The sequence below is a fragment of the Stenotrophomonas sp. 3diitr2024 genome (assembly GCF_042136455.1).
Lineage (GTDB): Bacteria > Pseudomonadota > Gammaproteobacteria > Xanthomonadales > Xanthomonadaceae > Stenotrophomonas > Stenotrophomonas sepilia.
On record NZ_JBHHMJ010000791.1, the window covers coordinates 1 to 18,106 of the forward strand.

Genomic DNA, 18,106 nt, shown 5'->3' on the forward strand with positions numbered 1-18,106 from the left:
CAGATCCCTTTCCGCAGGAAAGGGATCTGACCCCTGCCCGGCACTGCACCGGCGACGAATTCCCGTCACCCTGACACGCCCCGACAGGAACCCGTACACGGCACAGCCCGGTCAACCCGGCAACGACACCGAAAATCAGCAACTTAGGCGCGATCATCGTCAACATTCCGCGCCGATGTAGGGAATACCCCTACATCCTGTCGGGACAACCACGAATCCCCTCAGGAACCCCCCGATTCCGCCCACGCCGGATCAAAAGCAAGATGCGTTCCACAAGGCGCCGGGGAGCGGCGCCGGGGAACCACGATGAAGGCTGCACTCTCGACCCAGCTGGGCCAACAACTTCACCTCACCCCGCAGCTGCTGCAGTCGATCCGGCTGTTGCAGCTTGATGGCCTGCACCTGGAACAGGAAATCCAGCGCCTGCTGGACTCCAACCCGCTGCTGGAGATCGAAGAGGCCGAAGCGCCTGCCGCTGATGCCACCGAGGTCAGCGCCACCACGCTGGAAACCGCCGCGTTCGACGAGCTGCCGGAGTCTTCGATGTGGGACGTGGCCGGCGCCAGCTGGCAGGACGGCGACGACGACCGCATGGCGCGCATTGCCGCCGGTGAGTCGACCGACCCTCAGCTGCGCGTGCTGCAGCGCCTGGCGCTGGACATGGACGACAGCGAACTGGCGGTGGCCGCGTTCTGGCTCGACCACTGCGACGAGGCCGGCTACCTGCAGGCGCCACTGGCGCAGCTGCAGCTGCTGGCCAGCGCCCAGTTCGACATCACCGCCGACGGCGTGGAAGCCATCCGCCAGCAGCTCATGCATGGCGAGCCCGCCGGCATGGCCGCGCAGGACCTGCGCGAAGGCCTGCAGGCCCAGCTGCGCAGCCTGCACGGCGTGGTGCCGGCCCGCCACCTGGCGGCCCGCATTCTCGATGGCGCGCTCGAGGCACTGGCCGCGCACGACTACCCCGCCCTCGCCCGCCAGCACGACGCCGAGATCGACGACGTGCGCGAGGCGGTGCGCCTGATCCTCTCGCTGCAGCCGCGCCCCGGCGACAGCCTGCTGCCCGAACGCAATGCGGTGGTGGTACCGGACGTGGTCGCCTGGCATGCCGATGGGCAGTGGAAGGTGGCACTGAACCCGGCCACCAGCCGCCGCGTCTCGATCAACAGCCAGTACGAACAGGCGCTGGCCGAAACCAGCGAAGCCGCGCCGGCACTGCGCGAGATGCTGCAGGAGGCGCGCTGGTTCAGCCGCGGCCTGTCGATGCGCTACGACACCCTGCTGCGCACCGCGCGTGTGATCGTCGAGCGCCAGGCCGCCTTCCTGGTGCGTGGCGAAGAGGCGATGGCGCCGCTGACCCTGAAGGAAGTGGCCGAGGAAATCGGCATGCACGAGTCCACCGTCTCGCGCATCACTACCGGCAAGTTCCTGCAGACCCCGCGCGGCACCTTCGAACTGAAGCACTTCTTCGCGGTGCGCCTGGAAGGCGCCAGCGTCTCCGGCCAGGCGGTGAAAGCCATGGTCCGCCGCCTGATCGACGCCGAACCCGCCGGCCGTCCGCTGGCCGACGAGGCCATTGCCGGCCTGCTGTCACGCCAGGGGGTGAACATTGCCCGCCGAACCGTCGCAAAATACCGAGAACAACTGGATATCGCCCCGGCCCGCGAACGGCGCCGGCTCAGCGCCAGGCAACCGCAGCTGGCCCGGGTGGGCTGAAAAGGATGTTGGACATGAACAAGCTCACGGTCCTGCTGGTCGATGACCACGAGGGCTTCATCAACGCGGCGATGCGCCATTTCCGCAAGATCGACTGGCTGCAGATCGTCGGCAGTGCCGGCAACGGCCTGGAAGCGATCGAGCGCTCGGAAACGCTGCGCCCGCAGGTGGTGCTGATGGACCTGGCCATGCCGGAGATGGGCGGCCTGCAGGCCACCCGCCTGATCAAGTCGCAGGACGATGCACCGTACATCGTGATCGCCAGCCACTTCGACGACGCCGAGCACCGCGAACACGCGCTGCGTGCCGGTGCCGACAACTTTGTCAGCAAGCTGTCCTACATCCAGGAAGTCATGCCGATCCTGGAAGGCCTCAGGGAGGAACAGTCGTGAGTGAATCGCGCATCCTGGTGCTGGACAACGACGCCGTGCGCGCAGAGCGCACCGTTGCCCTGCTGGAATTCATGGACTTCAATCCGCGCTGGGTCTCCGACGCGGCCGACTTCGACCTGGGCCGGCAGCGCCAGAACGACTGGATGGCGGTGATCGTCGGCAGCCTGGACGACAACCCCGCCAGCACCGCGCTGTACAACTGGCTGGGCGGCAGCAGCCTGCCGCCTCCGGTGCTGCTGGCCGATGGTGATACTGCAGTGTTTGCCCAGCAGCACGGGCTGCATGAAGCGAATATCTGGCCGCTGGAAACGCCGCTGCGCCACGCGCAGATGGAAGCCCTGCTGCGCCGCGCCAGCCTCAAGCGCCTGGATGCCGAGCATCAGGCCGGCGCCGCCCAGGACCAGGGACCCACCGGCAATGGCCCGGCAGTGAGCGCCCTGCGCACCATGATCGAACAGGTGGCCGCATTCGATACCACCGTGCTGGTGCTGGGTGAATCCGGTACCGGCAAGGAAGTGGTGTCGCGCGCCATCCACCAGCGTTCGCCGCGCCGTGACGGACCGTTCGTGGCGATCAACTGCGGCGCCATTCCGGCCGACCTGCTGGAAAGCGAACTGTTCGGCCATGAGAAGGGCGCCTTCACCGGCGCGCTCACCGCGCGCAAGGGCCGTTTCGAAATGGCCGAGGGCGGCACCCTGCTGCTCGACGAAATCGGCGACATGAGCCTGCCGATGCAGGTGAAGCTGCTGCGCGTGCTGCAGGAGCGCAGTTTCGAGCGCGTGGGTGGCAACCAGACCATCCGCTGCAACGTGCGCGTGGTGGCCGCGACCCATCGCGACCTGGAGACCCGCATCGCTGAGGGCAAGTTCCGCGAGGATCTGTTCTACCGCCTCAACGTGTTCCCGATTGAAGTACCCGCGCTGCGCGAGCGTCGCGAAGACCTGCCGGCACTGGTGGAAACCATCGCCGCGCAGCTGGCCCGCACTGGCCGTGGCGAAGTGCGCTTCACCCCGGAAGCCCTGCAGGCGCTGGCCGGCTACGAATGGCCGGGCAACGTGCGCGAGCTGACCAACCTGGTCGAACGACTGGCCGTACTGCATCCGGGTGGCTCGGTGCGCGTACAGGACCTGCCGGCCCGTTATCGTGGCGATGCGGCACTGGCCGCCGTCGCTGCGCTGGCGCCGGCACCGCCCGCCGCCAGCGAAGAGCGACTGGACCTGCGCAGCTTCTCCTTCCACACACCCGGCAGCGGCAACCAGCCGGCGCTGGAACACGGTATCGCCGTCAATCGCCCGGCGGCACCGGCCGCACTGCCCGACGAGGGCATGGACCTGCGCAACCACATGGCCAGCATCGAACTGGGCCTGATCAACGAAGCACTGGAACGCACCCAGGGCGTGGTCGCCCACGCCGCCCAGCTGCTTGGCCTGCGCCGCACCACCCTGGTGGAAAAGCTGCGCAAGTACGGCATCGAACGCGAGCAGGCCGAACTGGCCGGCTGAACCGCGCCACCAGCATGAAGGGGGCACGAACGCCTGGGCTCGCCCGGGCGTTGGTGTTTTGGGCCCCTGGGCTCACATCCCTTTGCTGCGGAACGGGATCTGCGCCCATTGCTTTTGCACGTTTTCCTAGAGACAACACGGCCGCAGTGCGGAGCATGGCGAGGACACCCCCAAGGAGGTTCCACCATGCATCGCCTCGCCCTGCTCGCCACCCTGCTCTGCCCGGCCCTGGCCACCGCCGCCAACTGCACCCTGCCCGCAACGCTGGACCAGCGCCAGTTCACCAACCTCAGCGACCCGCTGTACGCGCCGGACAACCCCAACGCCGGACGCATGGTGCAGCTCAGCTTTGCCGGCAGCCAGTACGTGCTGGACATCCTCGGCACTGACTTGCGCATCGGCGGCAGCTACCGCTACCAGCGCCTGGCCCCGCATATCGCGGAAATCCAGATGACCGAGGCCCACCCGGCCGGTCCCGCCCACTACACCCTGCTGCTGACCTGCCAGAGCGACCGCCAGGGTCGCTTCATCTACACCCAGCACGACGGCCCCATCGCGCCGCGCCAGCGCCAGAATTCCGGCCACTGGACCCTGCAGCCGTAGGCCAGAAAACCGACGCCGGATAAATGGCGCCTTCAATGGGGTCAGAGCCCGTTGCGTCGCAACGGGATCTGACCCCATCCGATCAGCGCCGACCAGCGGTCAGCATCTACCGGCAGCAGCGTGAAACTGTCGAAGGCGGGGTGGGTCCGGTTGCGGGGGCGTGAGCCGCATGGATGCGGCGACCGAGCTTACATGGGTGAGGGCGCTTTGCTTGCGAAGCACTGCTTCGCAAGCGCCCGAACGCACAGCCGCCAGCGGCTGGGCCGGGCCCCGGAGGGGTACTTGCAGCGTCCCCCGCAACCGGACCCGCCCCGCCACCCCACGGATAGCCCGCCGTTGACGTTGACGTTGATTCGGCGGGTGCAGGGCGCAGCCCTGCCAGTACACCCACAACCCTCACTTCACTGAATCGAAAACCGGTTTCGGCACGGCACTTGCACTGGTTCCAGCAGACAACCCCATCCCTGTTTCTGGAACCGTTGCAGATGTCCCACTCCGTCACTTCGATCCTTTCGCAGATCCGCTCCTATCAGACCCAGATGGGGCAGCCGGCGCTCAATCCGCTGGGCGAAACGCCGCGCAGCAACGCCCTGCCGGGCACGGTGCTGGACGCGCCGCAGGCCCAGCCGGCCAGCTTCACCGAAACCCTGCGTGGTGCGATTGCCGGCGTCAACGATGCGCAGCAGAAGTCCGGCGCCCTCGCCAAGGCCTTTGAAATGGGCGACCCCAGCGCCGACCTGGCCAAGGTGATGGTCGCCTCGCAGCAGTCCCAGATCGCCTTCCGCGCCACCGTGGAAGTCCGCAACCGTCTCGTCCAGGCCTACCAGGACGTGATGAACATGCCGCTGTAAGGAACATTGACGCATGGCACTGACGCTCTCCAAGGACAGCCTGAACGCCGAGAAGGCCGGGCAATGGTTCGACCGCCTGCAGAGTCTGCAGATCACCCGTCGGCTGGGCCTGATGGCGATGATCGCGGTGGCGGTGGCGGCAGGCCTGTCCGTGTTCTTCTGGTCACAGAAGCCGGGCATGGTCCCGCTGTACACCGGCCTGGACCAGAAGGCGACCGCTGAGGCGACCGACCTGCTGCGCGCCGCGCAGATCCCGTTCGCGCTCGATCCGGCCACCGGTGGCATCACCGTGCCGGAAAAGAACCTGCACGACGCCCGCCTGAAGCTGGCCGGCTCCGGCCTGACCGACAGTGGCAAGCTCGGCTTCGAGCTGATGGAACGCGACCCGGGCTTCGGCGTCAGCCAGTTCGTGGAAAGCGCGCGCTACCAGCACGCGCTGGAAACCGAGCTGTCGCGCACCATCAACACGCTGCGCCCGGTACGTGATTCACGCGTGCATCTGGCCATTCCCAAGCCCAGCGCCTTCACCCGCCAGCGTGACGTGGCCAGCGCCTCGGTCACCCTGGAACTGCGGGGCGGCCAGCAGCTGGAACGCAGCCAGGTGGACGCCATCGTGCACATGGTCGCGGCCAGCATTCCGGACCTGGCGCCGGAACGGGTGACCGTGGTCGACCAGAGCGGGCGCATGCTCAGCATCACCGACCCGAACAGCGAGGCGGCGGTCAACGCCGCGCAGTTCGAGCAGGTGCGACGCCAGGAAACCTCGTTCAACCAGCGCATCCGCGAGCTGCTGGAGCCGATGACCGGCCCCGGCCGCGTCAACCCGGAAGTGAGCGTGGACATGGACTTCTCGGTGACCGAGGAAGCCCGTGAGCTCTACAACGGTGAACCGCAGAAGCTGCGCAGCGAGCAGATGAGCGAGAACACCACCAGCACGCCGGGTCCGCAGGGCGTGCCGGGTGCAACCAGCAACAGTCCGCCGGGCCAGCAGGCCGCGCCGGCCACCGCGCAGACCCCGACCGAAAGCAGCAAGAACGCCACCCGCAACTACGAGCTGGACCGCACCCTGCAGCACACCCGCCAGCCGGCCGGCCGCATCAAGCGCGTGTCGGTGGCGGTGCTGGTGGACAACGTGCCGCGCGCCGGCGCCAACGGCAAGATGAGCCCGCAGCCGCTGTCGGCCGCCGAACTGACCCGCGTCGAGGCGCTGGTCAAGCAGGCCGTCGGCTTCAACGCCGAGCGTGGCGACACCGTGTCGGTGATGAATGCCCCGTTCGTGCGCGAGACCACGCCCGAACAAGGCCCGGCCTGGTGGGAGCTGCCGTGGGTGCACGATGCCGGCCGCATGCTGCTGGGCGCGGTGGTGGTGCTGGCGCTGCTGTTCGGCGTGCTGCGCCCGGCGCTGCGCGCGATCACCGGCCAGAGCAGGAAGGCAGACGAGCAGGCGCTGGAGCCGCATACGGCGGATGTGCAGCTGGTCGATGACGATGGCATTGCGCTGCCAGCGCTGGGCACCGACCGGGCAAGCCTGGGCGGACCGGATGCGCTCGCACTGCCGGTGGATTCATATGAGGAACGACTGCGGATGGCGCGTGAAGCCGTGAAGACCGACTCCAAGCGCGTGGCCCAGGTGGTCAAGGGCTGGGTGGCCAATGACTGAGGCACAACTGACCGGTGTACAGCGCGCGGCCGTGCTGCTGCTTTCGCTGGGTGAGCTGGATGCGGCCGAAGTGCTGCGCCACATGGAACCCAAGGAAGTACAGAAGATCGGCATCGCCATGGCCACCATGACCGACATCACCCGCGAGCAGGTGGAGCGGGTGATGGACCAGTTCGGCCAGGAACTGGGCTCGAAGACCTCGCTGGGCGTGGGCTCGGATGACTACATCCGCAACATGCTGGTGCAGGCGCTGGGCAGCGAGAAGGCCGGCAACCTGATCGACCGCATCCTGCTCGGCCGCAACACCACCGGCCTGGACGCGCTGAAGTGGATGGACCCGCGTGCGGTGGCCGACCTGGTGCGCAACGAGCACCCGCAGATCATCGCCATCGTGATGGCGCACCTGGAAACCGACCAGGCCGCCGACGCGCTGAAGCTGCTGCCGGACCGTACCCGCGTGGATGTGCTGCTGCGCATCGCCACCCTCGACGGTATTCCGCCGAACGCGCTCAATGAACTCAACGAGATCATGGAGCGCCAGTTCGCGGGCAACCAGAACCTGAAGTCATCGAACATCGGCGGCGTGCAGTGCGCGGCCAACATCCTGAACTTCATGGACAGCGGCCAGGACCAGGCAATCCTGGGCGAAATCGCGCGCATCGATGCGCCGTTGAGCAACCGCATCCAGGACCTGATGTTCGTGTTCGACGACCTGGTCGACCTGGACGATCGCGAGATGCAGCTGGTGCTGCGCGAGGTGAGCGGCGAGCGCCTGGGCCTGGCCCTGCGCGGCGCCGACATCAAGGTGCGCGACAAGATCACCCGCAACATGTCGCAGCGCGCGGCCGAGATCCTGCTGGAGGACATGGAAGCCCGCGGCCCGGTGCGCCTGTCCGACGTGGAAGGCGCACAGCGCGAGATCCTGGCGATCGTCAAGCGCATGGCCGATGAAGGCACCGTCACCATCGGTGGCAGCGCGGAGGCCATGCTGTGAGCAACGTCGTGCGCTGGCTTGCCCCGGACCTGCTGGCCCAGCCCGAACCAGTGCTGGAGCAGGAGGATGCGTTCGAACTCACCGAGCCGGATCCGGAACACGAACCGGAGCCGCCGCTGCAGCTGCCGACCCTTGAAGAGATCCAGGCGATCCAGGACAACGCCGAGAAGGAAGGGTTCGAACAGGGCCATGCCGACGGCTACGGCCAGGGCCAGGCCGAAGTACGTCGCCTCGCCGCGCAGATCGAAGGGATCCTGGACAACTTCAGCCGGCCGCTGGTGCGGCTGGAGAACGAAGTGGTCGGTGCACTCGGCGAACTGGCGGTGCGCATCGCCGGCGCACTGGTCGGCCGCGCCTACGAAGCCGAGCCGGCACTGCTGGCGCAGCTGGTCGGCGAAGCGATCGACGCCGTGGGGGGCAGCACCCGCGAGGTTGAAGTGCGGCTGCACCCGGATGACATCGCTGCCCTCGCCCCGCTGCTGAACCTTTCACCGGTGCAGCGCCTGGTACCGGATACCAGCCTCAGCCGTGGCGACCTGCGCGTGCACGCCGAAGCCGTGCGCATCGACGGCACCCTGGAAGCCCGCCTGCGCGGGGCCCTGGATGGGGTGATCCGCCAGACCGGAGCCACCGCATGAGCGTCGGACCGCAAACCACTCCGCCGCCGGCCGACTGGGCCGTAGCCCGCAACCTGCGCCTGGCGCGGCGCCTGGATGGCCTGCGCGTGGACACCGCGCATGGTCGTGGCCTGATCCGCGAGGGCGTGTTGCGCCGTGCGGTCGGGCTCACCCTGGAGGCGGTCGGCTGCGAAGCGCCGCTGGGTGCCAGCTGCAAGGTGGAAGTGGTCGATGGTGGCTGGGTCGACGCCGAAGTGGTCGGCTTCGCCGGCGAGCGCACCTACCTGATGCCCAGCGCCGAACTGCATGGCCTGCTGCCCAATGCCCGGGTGGTGCCATCGGCGCGCCGGGGCGGCGTGGAAGTGGGCGAAGGCCTGCTCGGCCGCGTCATCGACAGCGACGGCGTGCCGCTGGATGGCAAGGGCCCGATCCGCGCCGAAGGCCATGTTGGCATGGCCGGCGTGTCGATCAATCCGCTGGCGCGTGAACCGATCACCCAGCCGCTGGACGTGGGCGTGCGCGCGATCAACGCGCTGCTGCCGATCGGCCGCGGCCAGCGTGTCGGCCTGTTCGCCGGCTCCGGCGTCGGCAAGTCGACGCTGCTGGGCATGATGACCCGCTACACCGCCGCCGACGTGATCGTGGTCGGCCTGATCGGTGAACGTGGCCGCGAAGTACGCGATTTCGTCGAAACCACGCTGGGCGAAGAAGGCCTGCGCCGCGCCGTGGTGGTGGCCAGCCCCGCCGACCGACCGCCACTGGCGCGCCTGCACGGCGCCTACCGTGCCACCGCCATCGCCGAATGGTTCCGCGACCAGGGCCTGAACGTGCTGCTGCTGATGGACTCACTGACCCGCTTCGCCCAGGCGCAGCGCGAGATCGGCCTGTCGGTCGGCGAGCCGCCGACCACCCGCGGTTACCCACCGTCGGTGTTCGCCAAGCTGCCGGCACTGGTCGAACGCGCCGGCAACGGCGCCAAGGGACGTGGCTCGATCACCGCGTTCTACACGGTGCTGACCGAAGGCGATGATCCGCAGGATCCGATTGCCGATGCAGCGCGCGCGATCCTCGACGGCCACATCCTGCTCTCGCGCCGCGTGGCCGACAGCGGCTTGTACCCGGCCATCGACGTCGAGTCGTCGGTCAGCCGCGTGGTCACGGAAATCGCCGACGAACCGTGGCGCCTGCGCATCCGCAAGTTGAAGCGACTGGTCTCGGCCTACTCGGCCAACCGGGACCTGATCGCGATCGGTGCTTACCAGCGCGGCAACGACGCGGCCACCGACGAAGCCCTGGAACGCTGGCCGGAAATCATGGAGTTCCTCGGCCAGGACGTTGCCAAGGCCGCAGATCTCCCGCACAGCCAGGCGGCGCTGCAGCGCCTGGTGGAACAAGAGAGTTAAGCCATGAACCAGTCCAAGCGCATCGATCCCCTGCTCAAGCGGGCCCAGGAACATGAGGACGCGGTCGCCCGCGACCTGGCCGAACGCCAGCGCGTGCTCGACACCCATCTGTCGCGACTGGACGAACTGCGCCGCTATGCCGAGGAGTACGCCAACGCACAGATGGCGGCGACCAGCCCGGCACAGTTGCTCAACCGCCGCGCCTTCCTCGATCGACTGGACAGCGCGGTCGAGCAGCAGCAGGCCACGGTCAATGGCAACCGCGAAAAAGTGGAGGCCGAGCGTGCACGCCTGATCCTGGCCAGCCGTGACAAGGCGGTACTGGAGCAGCTGGCCGCCAGCTACCGGGCGCAGGAAAAGGTGGTGACCGACCGCCGCGACCAGCGCGAGATGGACGACATTGGCGCACGGCGTGCACGCCTGGTGCAGGCCGAAGACCAGGACGGCGCCGAGCAGGGAGGCCGCTCGTGATGCCCGCCCCGCTCGCCAGCAGCGCCAACACGGCCACGCCCGCCACCAGCAACAGTGCCGCACGCGCCTCGCGCAGCGAAGGCGGAAAGGACTTCAGCCAGCTGCTGCAGGGCGGTGCGCCCTGCGCGCCCGCGTCTGCGGGAAACGCCACGACGCCGACGCCATCCACGCCGAGCCCGCCATCGACTGCCGACAGCAATGGCCAGGCACCGGATGAACGCAATGCGGGCGCCGAAGCGGCAACTGCTGAAACGCCGTCGCTGCCACCCGTTGCCGTGACCCCAGCGGGACCCGGCACCGAGAAGGACAAGCCCGCCGCGACCGAGGACGCCCCGTGGCCACCGCCCGGCCTGGCCGGCCTGGTGCTGGCGATGCCGATGCCTGCCGATCCGGCCGCTGCTCTGCCGACCACCGCTGCACCGGCGCTGGCCAGCGACGGTAGCGCGCTGCCTGCTGCTGCCCCCGCCACGAACCCGACACTGCCCGCAGACGCGCCGGCAGCGGCAACCGCAGCCCCAGTGGCGGCTGACGCCAAACCGGCGGCGACCAGTGCGGACGATGCCACGGCGCTGCCACTGCCGGAGATGATCCTGCCCGGCAAGCGCAGCGAGCGCGGCGAAGGCAGTGACGTGGCCGCCGTTGGCGACCGCGCCAGCACACCCCTGCTGCACGCCCCGGCAGCAGCCGCCGTACAGGACCTCAAGGCGGCGCTCGCCGCCGGCAATGCGATCTTCAATGGCGAGCCGACGCCGAAACCCGTGCTGGGTGACGATGGCTTCGACCAGGCCATCGGCGCACGCCTGGGTTGGCTGGCCGACCAGAAGATCGGCCACGCCCACATCCGCCTGAGCCCGGACGACATGGGCCCGGTCGACGTGCGCCTGCAGTTGAACGGCGACAAGGTGCATGCCAGCTTCAGCAGCCCGCACGTGGACGTGCGGCAAGCGCTGGAAAGCAGCCTGCCGCGCCTGCGCGAGCTGCTGGGCGAACAGGGCTTCCAGCTGGCCCACGCCGATGTCGGCCACCAGTCACCGGGTGGTGAGGGCAATGCGCCGGGCCAGCCCGGTGGCAGCGGCATCATCGGCGACGGAGAACCGACGCCGGGCGAGGCCAGCGTGTCGTCGGCGCAGTTGATCCGCCAGCGCGGACTGCTGGACGCTTACGCCTGACAGGCGTGCCGACCAAGGTTGGCACCTACCGGCACAGGTTTCCGACGGAATTCCGTCGCATCCCGCTGCCCGGCCTTCGGCACGCCCCTTGCATATCCCGGTGAAGCAACCCTCAGGAGCTTCACCCGTGGCCGCAGCCGCTGACAAAACCAAGAAGACCGCAGAGAAGGACAAGGCCGCCAAGCCGCGTAGTCCGATCCTGATCACCGCGCTGGTGGCCGTACTGGCCGCCGCTGCCGCCGGTGGCGGCGTGTGGTTCTTCACCCAGTCCAAGCACGAAGAGAAGACCGCGCAGGCGCCGAAGAAGAGCGCGACCCCAGCCCCGGCACAGTACTTCGCGCTGGACCCGGCCTTCGTGGTCAACCTCAATGGCCCGGTCGACGGCCCGCGTTACCTGCAGCTGGAGGTCCAGCTGATGACCCGCGACCCGGCCGCGCTGGAAGCGATCAAGACCCACGCCCCGGCCATCCGTGCGCGCCTGCTGATGCTGTTCTCGCAGGTCAGCCCGGACCAGATCGCCGATGTCGCCGGCAAGCAGAAGCTGCAGGCCGCCTCATTGGCCGAGGTGCAGAAGGTACTCAAGGCCGAGACCGGCAGCAACGGCGCCGACGATCTGCTGTTCACCAGCTTCGTGACCCAGTAAGGGCCCACCGATGAATGATCTGCTGTCCCAGGACGAGATCGATGCCCTGCTCCACGGCGTGGACAGTGGCGCGGTCGAGACCGATGCGGAACCCCCGTCAGGCGAAGCGCGCTCGTACGACTTCGCCAGCCAGGACCGCATCATCCGTGGTCGCATGCCGACCCTGGAAATGGTCCATGAGCGCTTCGCGCGCCTGTGGCGGATCGGCCTGTTCAACCTGATCCGCCGCTCGGCCGAACTGTCGGTGCGCGGCATCGAACTGATCAAGTTCAACGACTACATGCACTCGCTGTATGTACCGACCAACCTGAACCTGATCCGCTTCAAGCCGCTGCGCGGCACCGGCCTGATCGTGTTCGAGCCGACCCTGGTGTTCGCCATCGTCGACAATTTCTTCGGCGGCGACGGGCGCTACCCCACCCGCATCGAGGGCCGCGAGTTCACGGCTACTGAAATGCGGGTGATCCACCTGCTGTTGAAGCAGACCTTCGCCGATCTGCGCGAAGCGTGGGCACCGGTGATGGATGTCGACTTCGAGTACATCAACTCAGAGATCAACCCGCATTTCGCCAACATCGTGACCCCGCGCGAATATGTGGTGGTGTGCCGCCTGCACGTCGAGCTCGACGGTGGTGGCGGCGACATCCACGTCACCCTGCCCTACTCGATGCTGGAACCGATCCGCGAACTGCTCGACGCCGGCATCCAGAGCGACCGCAACGACCGCGACGAGAGCTGGGGCAAGACCCTGCGTGAGCAGCTCAACGTCGCCGAAGTCACCCTGTCCAGCGTGCTGGCCAGCAAGCGCATGACCCTGCGCGACCTGACCCAGTTGAAGGTCGGCGACATCCTGCCGATCGAGCTGAGCCCGCAGGTGCCGCTGTGCGTGGAGAACATCCCCGTGTTCACCGGCGAGTTCGGCATCGCCAACGGCATGAACGCCGTGAAGATCACCGCTACCCATCCGCCGGGCACCCGCCCGCGCGTACCCGTCATCCAGGAAGACCCGCAATGAACGATATCGACGCCCTCGAACCGACCCCGGCCCAGTTCAGCAGCCTGCAGGCCGATGAGGCGAATGGTCCGGACCTGAACCTGGACGTGATCCTCGATGTGCCGGTGACCCTGTCGCTGGAAGTCGGTCGTGCCCGCCTGCCGATCCGCAACCTGCTGCAGCTCAACCAGGGGTCGGTGGTGGAACTGGAGCGCGGTGCTGGCGAATCGCTGGACGTGTTCGTCAACGGCACCCTGATCGCCCACGGCGAAGTAGTAGTGATCAATGACCGCTTCGGCGTGCGCCTGACCGACGTGGTCAGCCCCAGCGAGCGTATCCGGAGACTGCGTTGAGCCTGCTGGCCTCCACCCTGCTGGCGGTCGGCAAGGCCGCCGCGCCGGTCGGCCCGCAGGTCGGCCAGCATGCGGCCGCCGCACCCAGCCTGTTCGGTGCGGTGCTGGCGCTGCTGGCGGTGCTGGCGCTGGTGATCGGCCTGGGCTGGCTGCTCAAGCGCATGCCTGGCAGCGGCTTCCGTCCGGCCGAAGGCATGAAGCTGGTGGCCAGCCTGAGCGTCGGCGCCAAGGAGCGCGTGGTGGTGGTGGAGGTCAACGGCCAGCAGCTGCTGCTGGGCGTCACCGCCGGCGGCATCAACACCCTGCACACCCTGCCCGAACCGCTGCCCCCCCCTGCACCGGTGCGCGTGCCGGACTTCAAGAATCTTCCGAATTTCGCCCAGCTGCTGCAGCAGCGGCTGCGCAAGGACCCCTGACATGCGTGTCCCCCGTACCCGTCCCGCCACCCTGACGCCGTGGCTGCTGTTGCTTGCCCTGTGCCTGTTGCCGGCGCTGGCGTTCGCCGCACCCGGCGCTCCGGCCACCCCTCTGCCGGACGTCAACGTCGGCAAGATCGGCGGCCAGCCGGTCAGCCTGCCGCTGCAGACCCTGCTGCTGATGACCGCGATCACCCTGATCCCGTCGATGCTGCTGGTGCTGACCTCGTTCACCCGCATCATCATCGTGCTGGGCCTGCTGCGCCAGGCGCTGGGCACCGGCCAGACGCCGTCCAACCAGGTGCTGCTGGGCCTGGCCCTGTTCCTCACCGCGATGGTGATGATGCCGACCTGGGACAAGGCGTGGAGCGCGGGCATGGCGCCCTACCTCAACGGCGACATCGACTTCCAGACCGCATGGACGCTGACCACGCAGCCACTGCGCGGCTTCATGCTGGCGCAGATCCGCGAGACCGACCTGATGACCTTTGCCGGCATCGCCGGGCATGGCACCTACGCCAGCCCCGACGCGATCCCGTTCCCGGTGCTGGTCGCTTCGTTCGTCACCAGTGAACTGAAGACCGCCTTCGAGATCGGATTCCTGATCTTCATCCCGTTCGTGATCATCGACCTGGTCGTTGCCAGCGTGCTGATGTCGATGGGCATGATGATGCTGTCGCCGATGCTGGTATCGGCGCCCTTCAAGATCCTGCTGTTCGTGCTGGTCGATGGCTGGGTGCTGACCGTGGGTACGTTGGCGGCGAGCTTCAATCCGGCCTGATATCCCCCGTAACGCGCAGTCGAGCAGGGCTCGACTCTACATGAGCAGATGGAATCCGAATGTCTCCCGAACTTGCCTTGACTGAACTGCGTGGCGGCCTGATCACCGTGTTGTGGGTGGCCGGCCCGCTGCTGCTCACCGTACTGGTGGTGGGCGTGGTGGTTGGTGTCGTGCAGGCCGCGACCCAGCTCAATGAACCGACCATCGCCTTCGTCGCCAAAGCTGCAGCGCTGACCGCGGTGCTGTTCGCACTGGGCAGCCTGCTGATCGGCCACCTGGTTGAATTCACCACGCTGCTGTTCCAGCGAATTCCGCACCTGATCGGCTAGGACACGCGCTTCGATGGACGCCGCCACCCAGATGGCTGCCGACGGCCTTCAGGCCTTCGGCATGATCGGCACCGTACTGTGGACCATGCTGCGCATCGGCGCTGTGGCCATGGCCATGCCCATGGTCGGGACCCGCGCCGTCCCGTCACGGGTGCGCGTGGTGCTGGCTGGCACCCTGGCCATCGCCCTGGCACCGCTGCTGCCCCCGGTGCCGGACTGGACCGGCTTCGACGCCGCCACGGTGCTGACCATCGCGCGCGAGCTGGCCATCGGCGTATCCATCGGCTTCCTGCTGCGGCTTGTGTTCGAAGCCGGTGCGATGGCGGGCGAACTGATCGCGCAGGGCACCGGCCTGGCCTTCGCGCAGATGAGCGACCCGCTGCGCGGTGGTACCTCCGGCGTGATCGGACAGTGGTTCTATCTGCTGTTCGGGCTGCTGTTCTTCACCGCCAACGGCCACCTGGCGCTGATCTCGCTGCTGGTGGACAGCTATCGCGCGCTGCCGATTGGCGCCCCGCTGCCGGATCCCCATGCCTTCTTCAGCATCGCTCCGACCTTCCTGCTGACCGTGCTGCGCGGTGCGCTGACCCTGGCCATCCCGCTGACCGTGGCGATGCTGGCGGTGAACCTGGCCTTCGGTGTCCTGGCGCGAGCCGCCCCTGCGCTGAACCCGATCCAGCTGGGCCTGCCGGTTTCGCTGCTGCTGGGCCTGTTCCTCCTGGCGCTGCTGGCCGGGGAAATGGGGCCGCCGGTACAGCGCCTGTTCGACGCCGCCTTCCAGGCCGCGGACGCGGTCACACGCTGACCCGGTCATCACGTATTGCCGCTTGAAGTCCCCCCCGGTCTGCGCGTTAGAGTGAATGCGCGGCAACCGGGGGGATGCCGCACCTGGCCGGCGCCCGTTCGCGTTGGCCTGCCTCATGCATGCCCCACCGTGGTTTCCGTCGACAGGCAGGTCCGGGAGACTGACGAATGCTGGTAGGCACGTACAACCCGTGGCTGGTGGCGATCTCACTGCTGGTCGCCGTGATGGCGTCGTACACGGCGCTGGCCATGGCAGGGCGCACGGTCACCGCCCCGGGCCGGGCAGCCGCCTGGTGGTGGCGCCTGGGGGGCGGATTCGCCATGGGCCTGGGTGTCTGGTCGATGCACTTCATCGGCATGCTGGCCTTCGATCTGCCCATTGCACTGGGCTACGACCTGCCCATCACCCTGCTCTCGCTGGCCCTGGCGATCGCCTCGTCGGTGTTCGCACTGTGGCTGGTCTCACTGCGTACCCTGCCCCATCCTCGATTGGCCGGTGGTGCCCTGCTGATGGGCACCGGCATTGCCGGCATGCACTACGTCGGCATGGCAGCGATGCGCATGCAGCCCGGGATCCACTACGACCCGGGCTGGCTGCTGCTCTCCCTGGTGGTGGCGGTGGCCGCTTCGTGGACCGCGCTGTACGTGGCGTTCCGCCTGCGCGCGCAGCGCACCCGCGTCGGTGACCGGTTGGCGGCCGCCGGCCTGCTCGGCCTGGCCATCGTCGGCATGCACTACACCGGCATGGCCGCCGCGCGTTTCCCGGAAGGCAGCATCTGCGGCGCCGCGGTCGGTGATGGCCTGCAGAGCGAGTGGCTGGCGATGCTGGTGGTGGTGTTGACGGTTGCGATCCTGGCGGTGGTGCTGGTGGTCTCGTGGCTGGACCAGCGTGTGGAGGCGCAGCTGCTGCGGCTTCGCAACTCGATGCTGAGCACCTCGTTGACCGATGCCCAGCAGGAATTGACCCAGGCCGCACTGCACGACCCGCTGACCCGCCTGCCGAACCGCCTGCTGCTGCAGCGGCGCATCGTGCAGGCGCTGGCCGAAGCCGAACAGGGCGGCAGCCGTTTCGCGGTGATGTTCATGGACCTGGACGGATTCAAGCAGGTCAATGATGCCTACGGCCATCAGGCCGGCGACGCACTGCTGGTGGCGGTGGCCGAGCGTACCCGCCAGCTGCTCCGGCCCAACGACATGCTGGCCCGTCTGGGCGGTGACGAATTCGTGCTGGTGGTGCGCATCGAGCACGACGAGGACCTGCCCACCCTCGCCCGGCGCATCCTGCAGGCGGTGGGCAGCGGCCCGTTGCTGCCGGACAACGAACTTCAAGTGACCGCCAGCATCGGCGTGGCGATCTGCCCCGACCACGCTGCCAGCGAGCGCCAGCTGATGGCCTTCGCCGACGCGGCGATGTACCAGGCCAAGGAATCCGGACGCAACGCCTTCGTGCTGTTCGCCGACTGGATGAACGACAGTGCCGAGCAGCAGTTCCGGCTGCTGGCCGACCTGCGCCGTGCGATCGGCAGCGAGCAGCTGTTCCTGCACTATCAGCCGAAGATCCGCGTGGCCACCCAGAAGGTGGCCGGTGCCGAAGCGCTGATCCGCTGGAAACACCCGGAGCACGGACTGATCCCACCGGACCGCTTCATCCGCCTGGCCGAACGCAGCGGCGCGATCAACGAGATCGGTCGCTGGGCACTGGACCAGGCCTGCCAGCAGCTGCGGCGCTGGCGCGACGCCGGGCATGAAGGCTGGTCGATGTCGGTGAACCTGTCGCCGGTGCAGTTCAGTTCGCCACACCTGCTGCAGGATGTGCGTGAAGTGATCGAACGCTATGGCATTGCCCCGCGCCACCTCGTGCTGGAGATCACCGAAAGCACGGTCATGCGCGATACCGATACCAGCCTTCGCCTGCTGCAGGCGCTGTCGGCGCTGGGCGTGGGCATCTCCATCGATGATTTCGGAACCGGCTATTCCAGCCTGCTGTACCTGAAGCGGCTGCCCGCCACGGAGATCAAGATCGACCACGCGTTCGTGCGTGACCTGGAACACAGTGCGGAGGACGTGGTGATCGTCTCGGCGATCGTGGCGCTGGGCCATGCACTGGACATGGACATCGTCGCCGAGGGCGTGGAAACCGCCGCGCAGCGCGCCTACCTGGAGCGCCTGGGCTGCGACTTCCTGCAGGGTTATCTGCTCGGCCGCCCGGTCGACGCGGCGCGCTTCATGCAGCTGCACGACCTGCCCCGGCCGCGGGTGGAACTGGCGCAGAGCCCACCGCCGCAACACCCGCCCGGCTGACACCGGGCCGCGCGCGCCCCATCACGCAACAGTTCCTGCGACACGTTCCTGTAGAGCCGAGCCGACGCTCGGCTGCGCTTCTCGCCTGGACCCAACCGCAGCCGAGC

General features: G+C 68.0%; 19 protein-coding genes. All 19 read left to right on the forward strand.

Annotation, left to right across the window (positions count from 1 at the left end; translation table 11 throughout):
* Positions 1-306: 306 nt before the first annotated feature.
* The 19 genes from rpoN to ABGA94_RS21020 all read left to right on the forward strand — a co-directional run bounded on the left by rpoN (position 307) and on the right by ABGA94_RS21020 (position 17,999).
* Positions 307-1,716: an RNA polymerase factor sigma-54 gene (rpoN, locus tag ABGA94_RS20930; RefSeq protein WP_375368018.1), complete on the forward strand. Its 1,410-nt coding sequence runs from the start codon at positions 307-309 to the stop codon at positions 1,714-1,716.
* Between the two features lie 14 nt (positions 1,717-1,730).
* On the forward strand, positions 1,731-2,108 hold the full coding sequence (locus ABGA94_RS20935; RefSeq protein WP_005409556.1) for a response regulator transcription factor: 378 nt from the start codon (positions 1,731-1,733) through the stop codon (positions 2,106-2,108).
* Positions 2,105-3,610: a sigma-54 dependent transcriptional regulator gene (locus ABGA94_RS20940; RefSeq protein WP_375368019.1), complete on the forward strand. Its 1,506-nt coding sequence runs from the start codon at positions 2,105-2,107 to the stop codon at positions 3,608-3,610. The genes ABGA94_RS20935 and ABGA94_RS20940 overlap by 4 nt, the downstream gene beginning before the upstream one ends.
* A gap of 186 nt (positions 3,611-3,796) precedes the next feature.
* On the forward strand, positions 3,797-4,213 hold the full coding sequence (locus ABGA94_RS20945; RefSeq protein WP_375368020.1) for a hypothetical protein: 417 nt from the start codon (positions 3,797-3,799) through the stop codon (positions 4,211-4,213).
* A gap of 485 nt (positions 4,214-4,698) precedes the next feature.
* Complete coding sequence (gene fliE, locus ABGA94_RS20950) at positions 4,699-5,064, forward strand: flagellar hook-basal body complex protein FliE (protein ID WP_005409552.1); 366 nt, start codon at positions 4,699-4,701, stop codon at positions 5,062-5,064.
* A gap of 13 nt (positions 5,065-5,077) precedes the next feature.
* Positions 5,078-6,724 (forward strand): flagellar basal-body MS-ring/collar protein FliF, encoded by a 1,647-nt coding sequence (fliF, locus tag ABGA94_RS20955; RefSeq protein WP_049412900.1) that lies wholly within the window; start codon positions 5,078-5,080, stop codon positions 6,722-6,724.
* A 7-nt stretch (positions 6,725-6,731) separates the two neighbouring features.
* Positions 6,732-7,718 carry a flagellar motor switch protein FliG gene (fliG, locus tag ABGA94_RS20960; RefSeq protein ID WP_024958226.1) on the forward strand — a complete coding sequence of 329 codons (987 nt, stop codon included), beginning with the start codon at positions 6,732-6,734 and terminating at the stop codon, positions 7,716-7,718.
* Positions 7,715-8,356: a FliH/SctL family protein gene (locus tag ABGA94_RS20965; protein ID WP_375368021.1), complete on the forward strand. Its 642-nt coding sequence runs from the start codon at positions 7,715-7,717 to the stop codon at positions 8,354-8,356. Before fliG ends, ABGA94_RS20965 begins: the two co-directional genes overlap by 4 nt.
* On the forward strand, positions 8,353-9,738 hold the full coding sequence (locus ABGA94_RS20970) for a FliI/YscN family ATPase (RefSeq protein WP_049412897.1): 1,386 nt from the start codon (positions 8,353-8,355) through the stop codon (positions 9,736-9,738). Before ABGA94_RS20965 ends, ABGA94_RS20970 begins: the two co-directional genes overlap by 4 nt.
* 3 nt (positions 9,739-9,741) lie before the next feature.
* Complete coding sequence (gene fliJ / locus ABGA94_RS20975) at positions 9,742-10,209, forward strand: flagellar export protein FliJ (RefSeq protein WP_005416437.1); 468 nt, start codon at positions 9,742-9,744, stop codon at positions 10,207-10,209.
* Positions 10,209-11,378 carry a flagellar hook-length control protein FliK gene (locus ABGA94_RS20980; protein ID WP_375368022.1) on the forward strand — a complete coding sequence of 390 codons (1,170 nt, stop codon included), beginning with the start codon at positions 10,209-10,211 and terminating at the stop codon, positions 11,376-11,378. Before fliJ ends, ABGA94_RS20980 begins: the two co-directional genes overlap by 1 nt.
* A gap of 127 nt (positions 11,379-11,505) precedes the next feature.
* Positions 11,506-12,021, forward strand: coding sequence for a flagellar basal body-associated protein FliL (gene fliL / locus ABGA94_RS20985; protein WP_005416435.1), 516 nt, complete (start codon positions 11,506-11,508; stop codon positions 12,019-12,021).
* A gap of 10 nt (positions 12,022-12,031) precedes the next feature.
* A complete protein-coding gene (gene fliM / locus ABGA94_RS20990; protein WP_005416434.1) occupies positions 12,032-13,036 on the forward strand; it encodes a flagellar motor switch protein FliM in 1,005 nt (334 codons plus the stop codon).
* Positions 13,033-13,368 carry a flagellar motor switch protein FliN gene (gene fliN / locus ABGA94_RS20995; protein WP_005409543.1) on the forward strand — a complete coding sequence of 112 codons (336 nt, stop codon included), beginning with the start codon at positions 13,033-13,035 and terminating at the stop codon, positions 13,366-13,368. Before fliM ends, fliN begins: the two co-directional genes overlap by 4 nt.
* A 17-nt stretch (positions 13,369-13,385) precedes the next feature.
* Entirely contained in the window at positions 13,386-13,784 is a 399-nt protein-coding gene (gene fliO, locus ABGA94_RS21000; protein WP_180848852.1) for a flagellar biosynthetic protein FliO, read from the forward strand.
* Position 13,785: 1 nt separating this feature from the next.
* The gene (gene fliP, locus ABGA94_RS21005; RefSeq protein ID WP_375368023.1) at positions 13,786-14,565 is read left to right on the forward strand and encodes a flagellar type III secretion system pore protein FliP; all 780 of its coding nucleotides are present in this window, start codon (positions 13,786-13,788) and stop codon (positions 14,563-14,565) included.
* A 59-nt stretch (positions 14,566-14,624) separates the two neighbouring features.
* Positions 14,625-14,894: a flagellar biosynthetic protein FliQ gene (locus ABGA94_RS21010; protein ID WP_005413254.1), complete on the forward strand. Its 270-nt coding sequence runs from the start codon at positions 14,625-14,627 to the stop codon at positions 14,892-14,894.
* Between the two features lie 13 nt (positions 14,895-14,907).
* Positions 14,908-15,699, forward strand: coding sequence for a flagellar biosynthetic protein FliR (gene fliR / locus ABGA94_RS21015; RefSeq protein WP_049460577.1), 792 nt, complete (start codon positions 14,908-14,910; stop codon positions 15,697-15,699).
* A gap of 167 nt (positions 15,700-15,866) precedes the next feature.
* Positions 15,867-17,999 carry a putative bifunctional diguanylate cyclase/phosphodiesterase gene (locus tag ABGA94_RS21020; protein WP_375368024.1) on the forward strand — a complete coding sequence of 711 codons (2,133 nt, stop codon included), beginning with the start codon at positions 15,867-15,869 and terminating at the stop codon, positions 17,997-17,999.
* Positions 18,000-18,106: the final 107 nt, after the last annotated feature.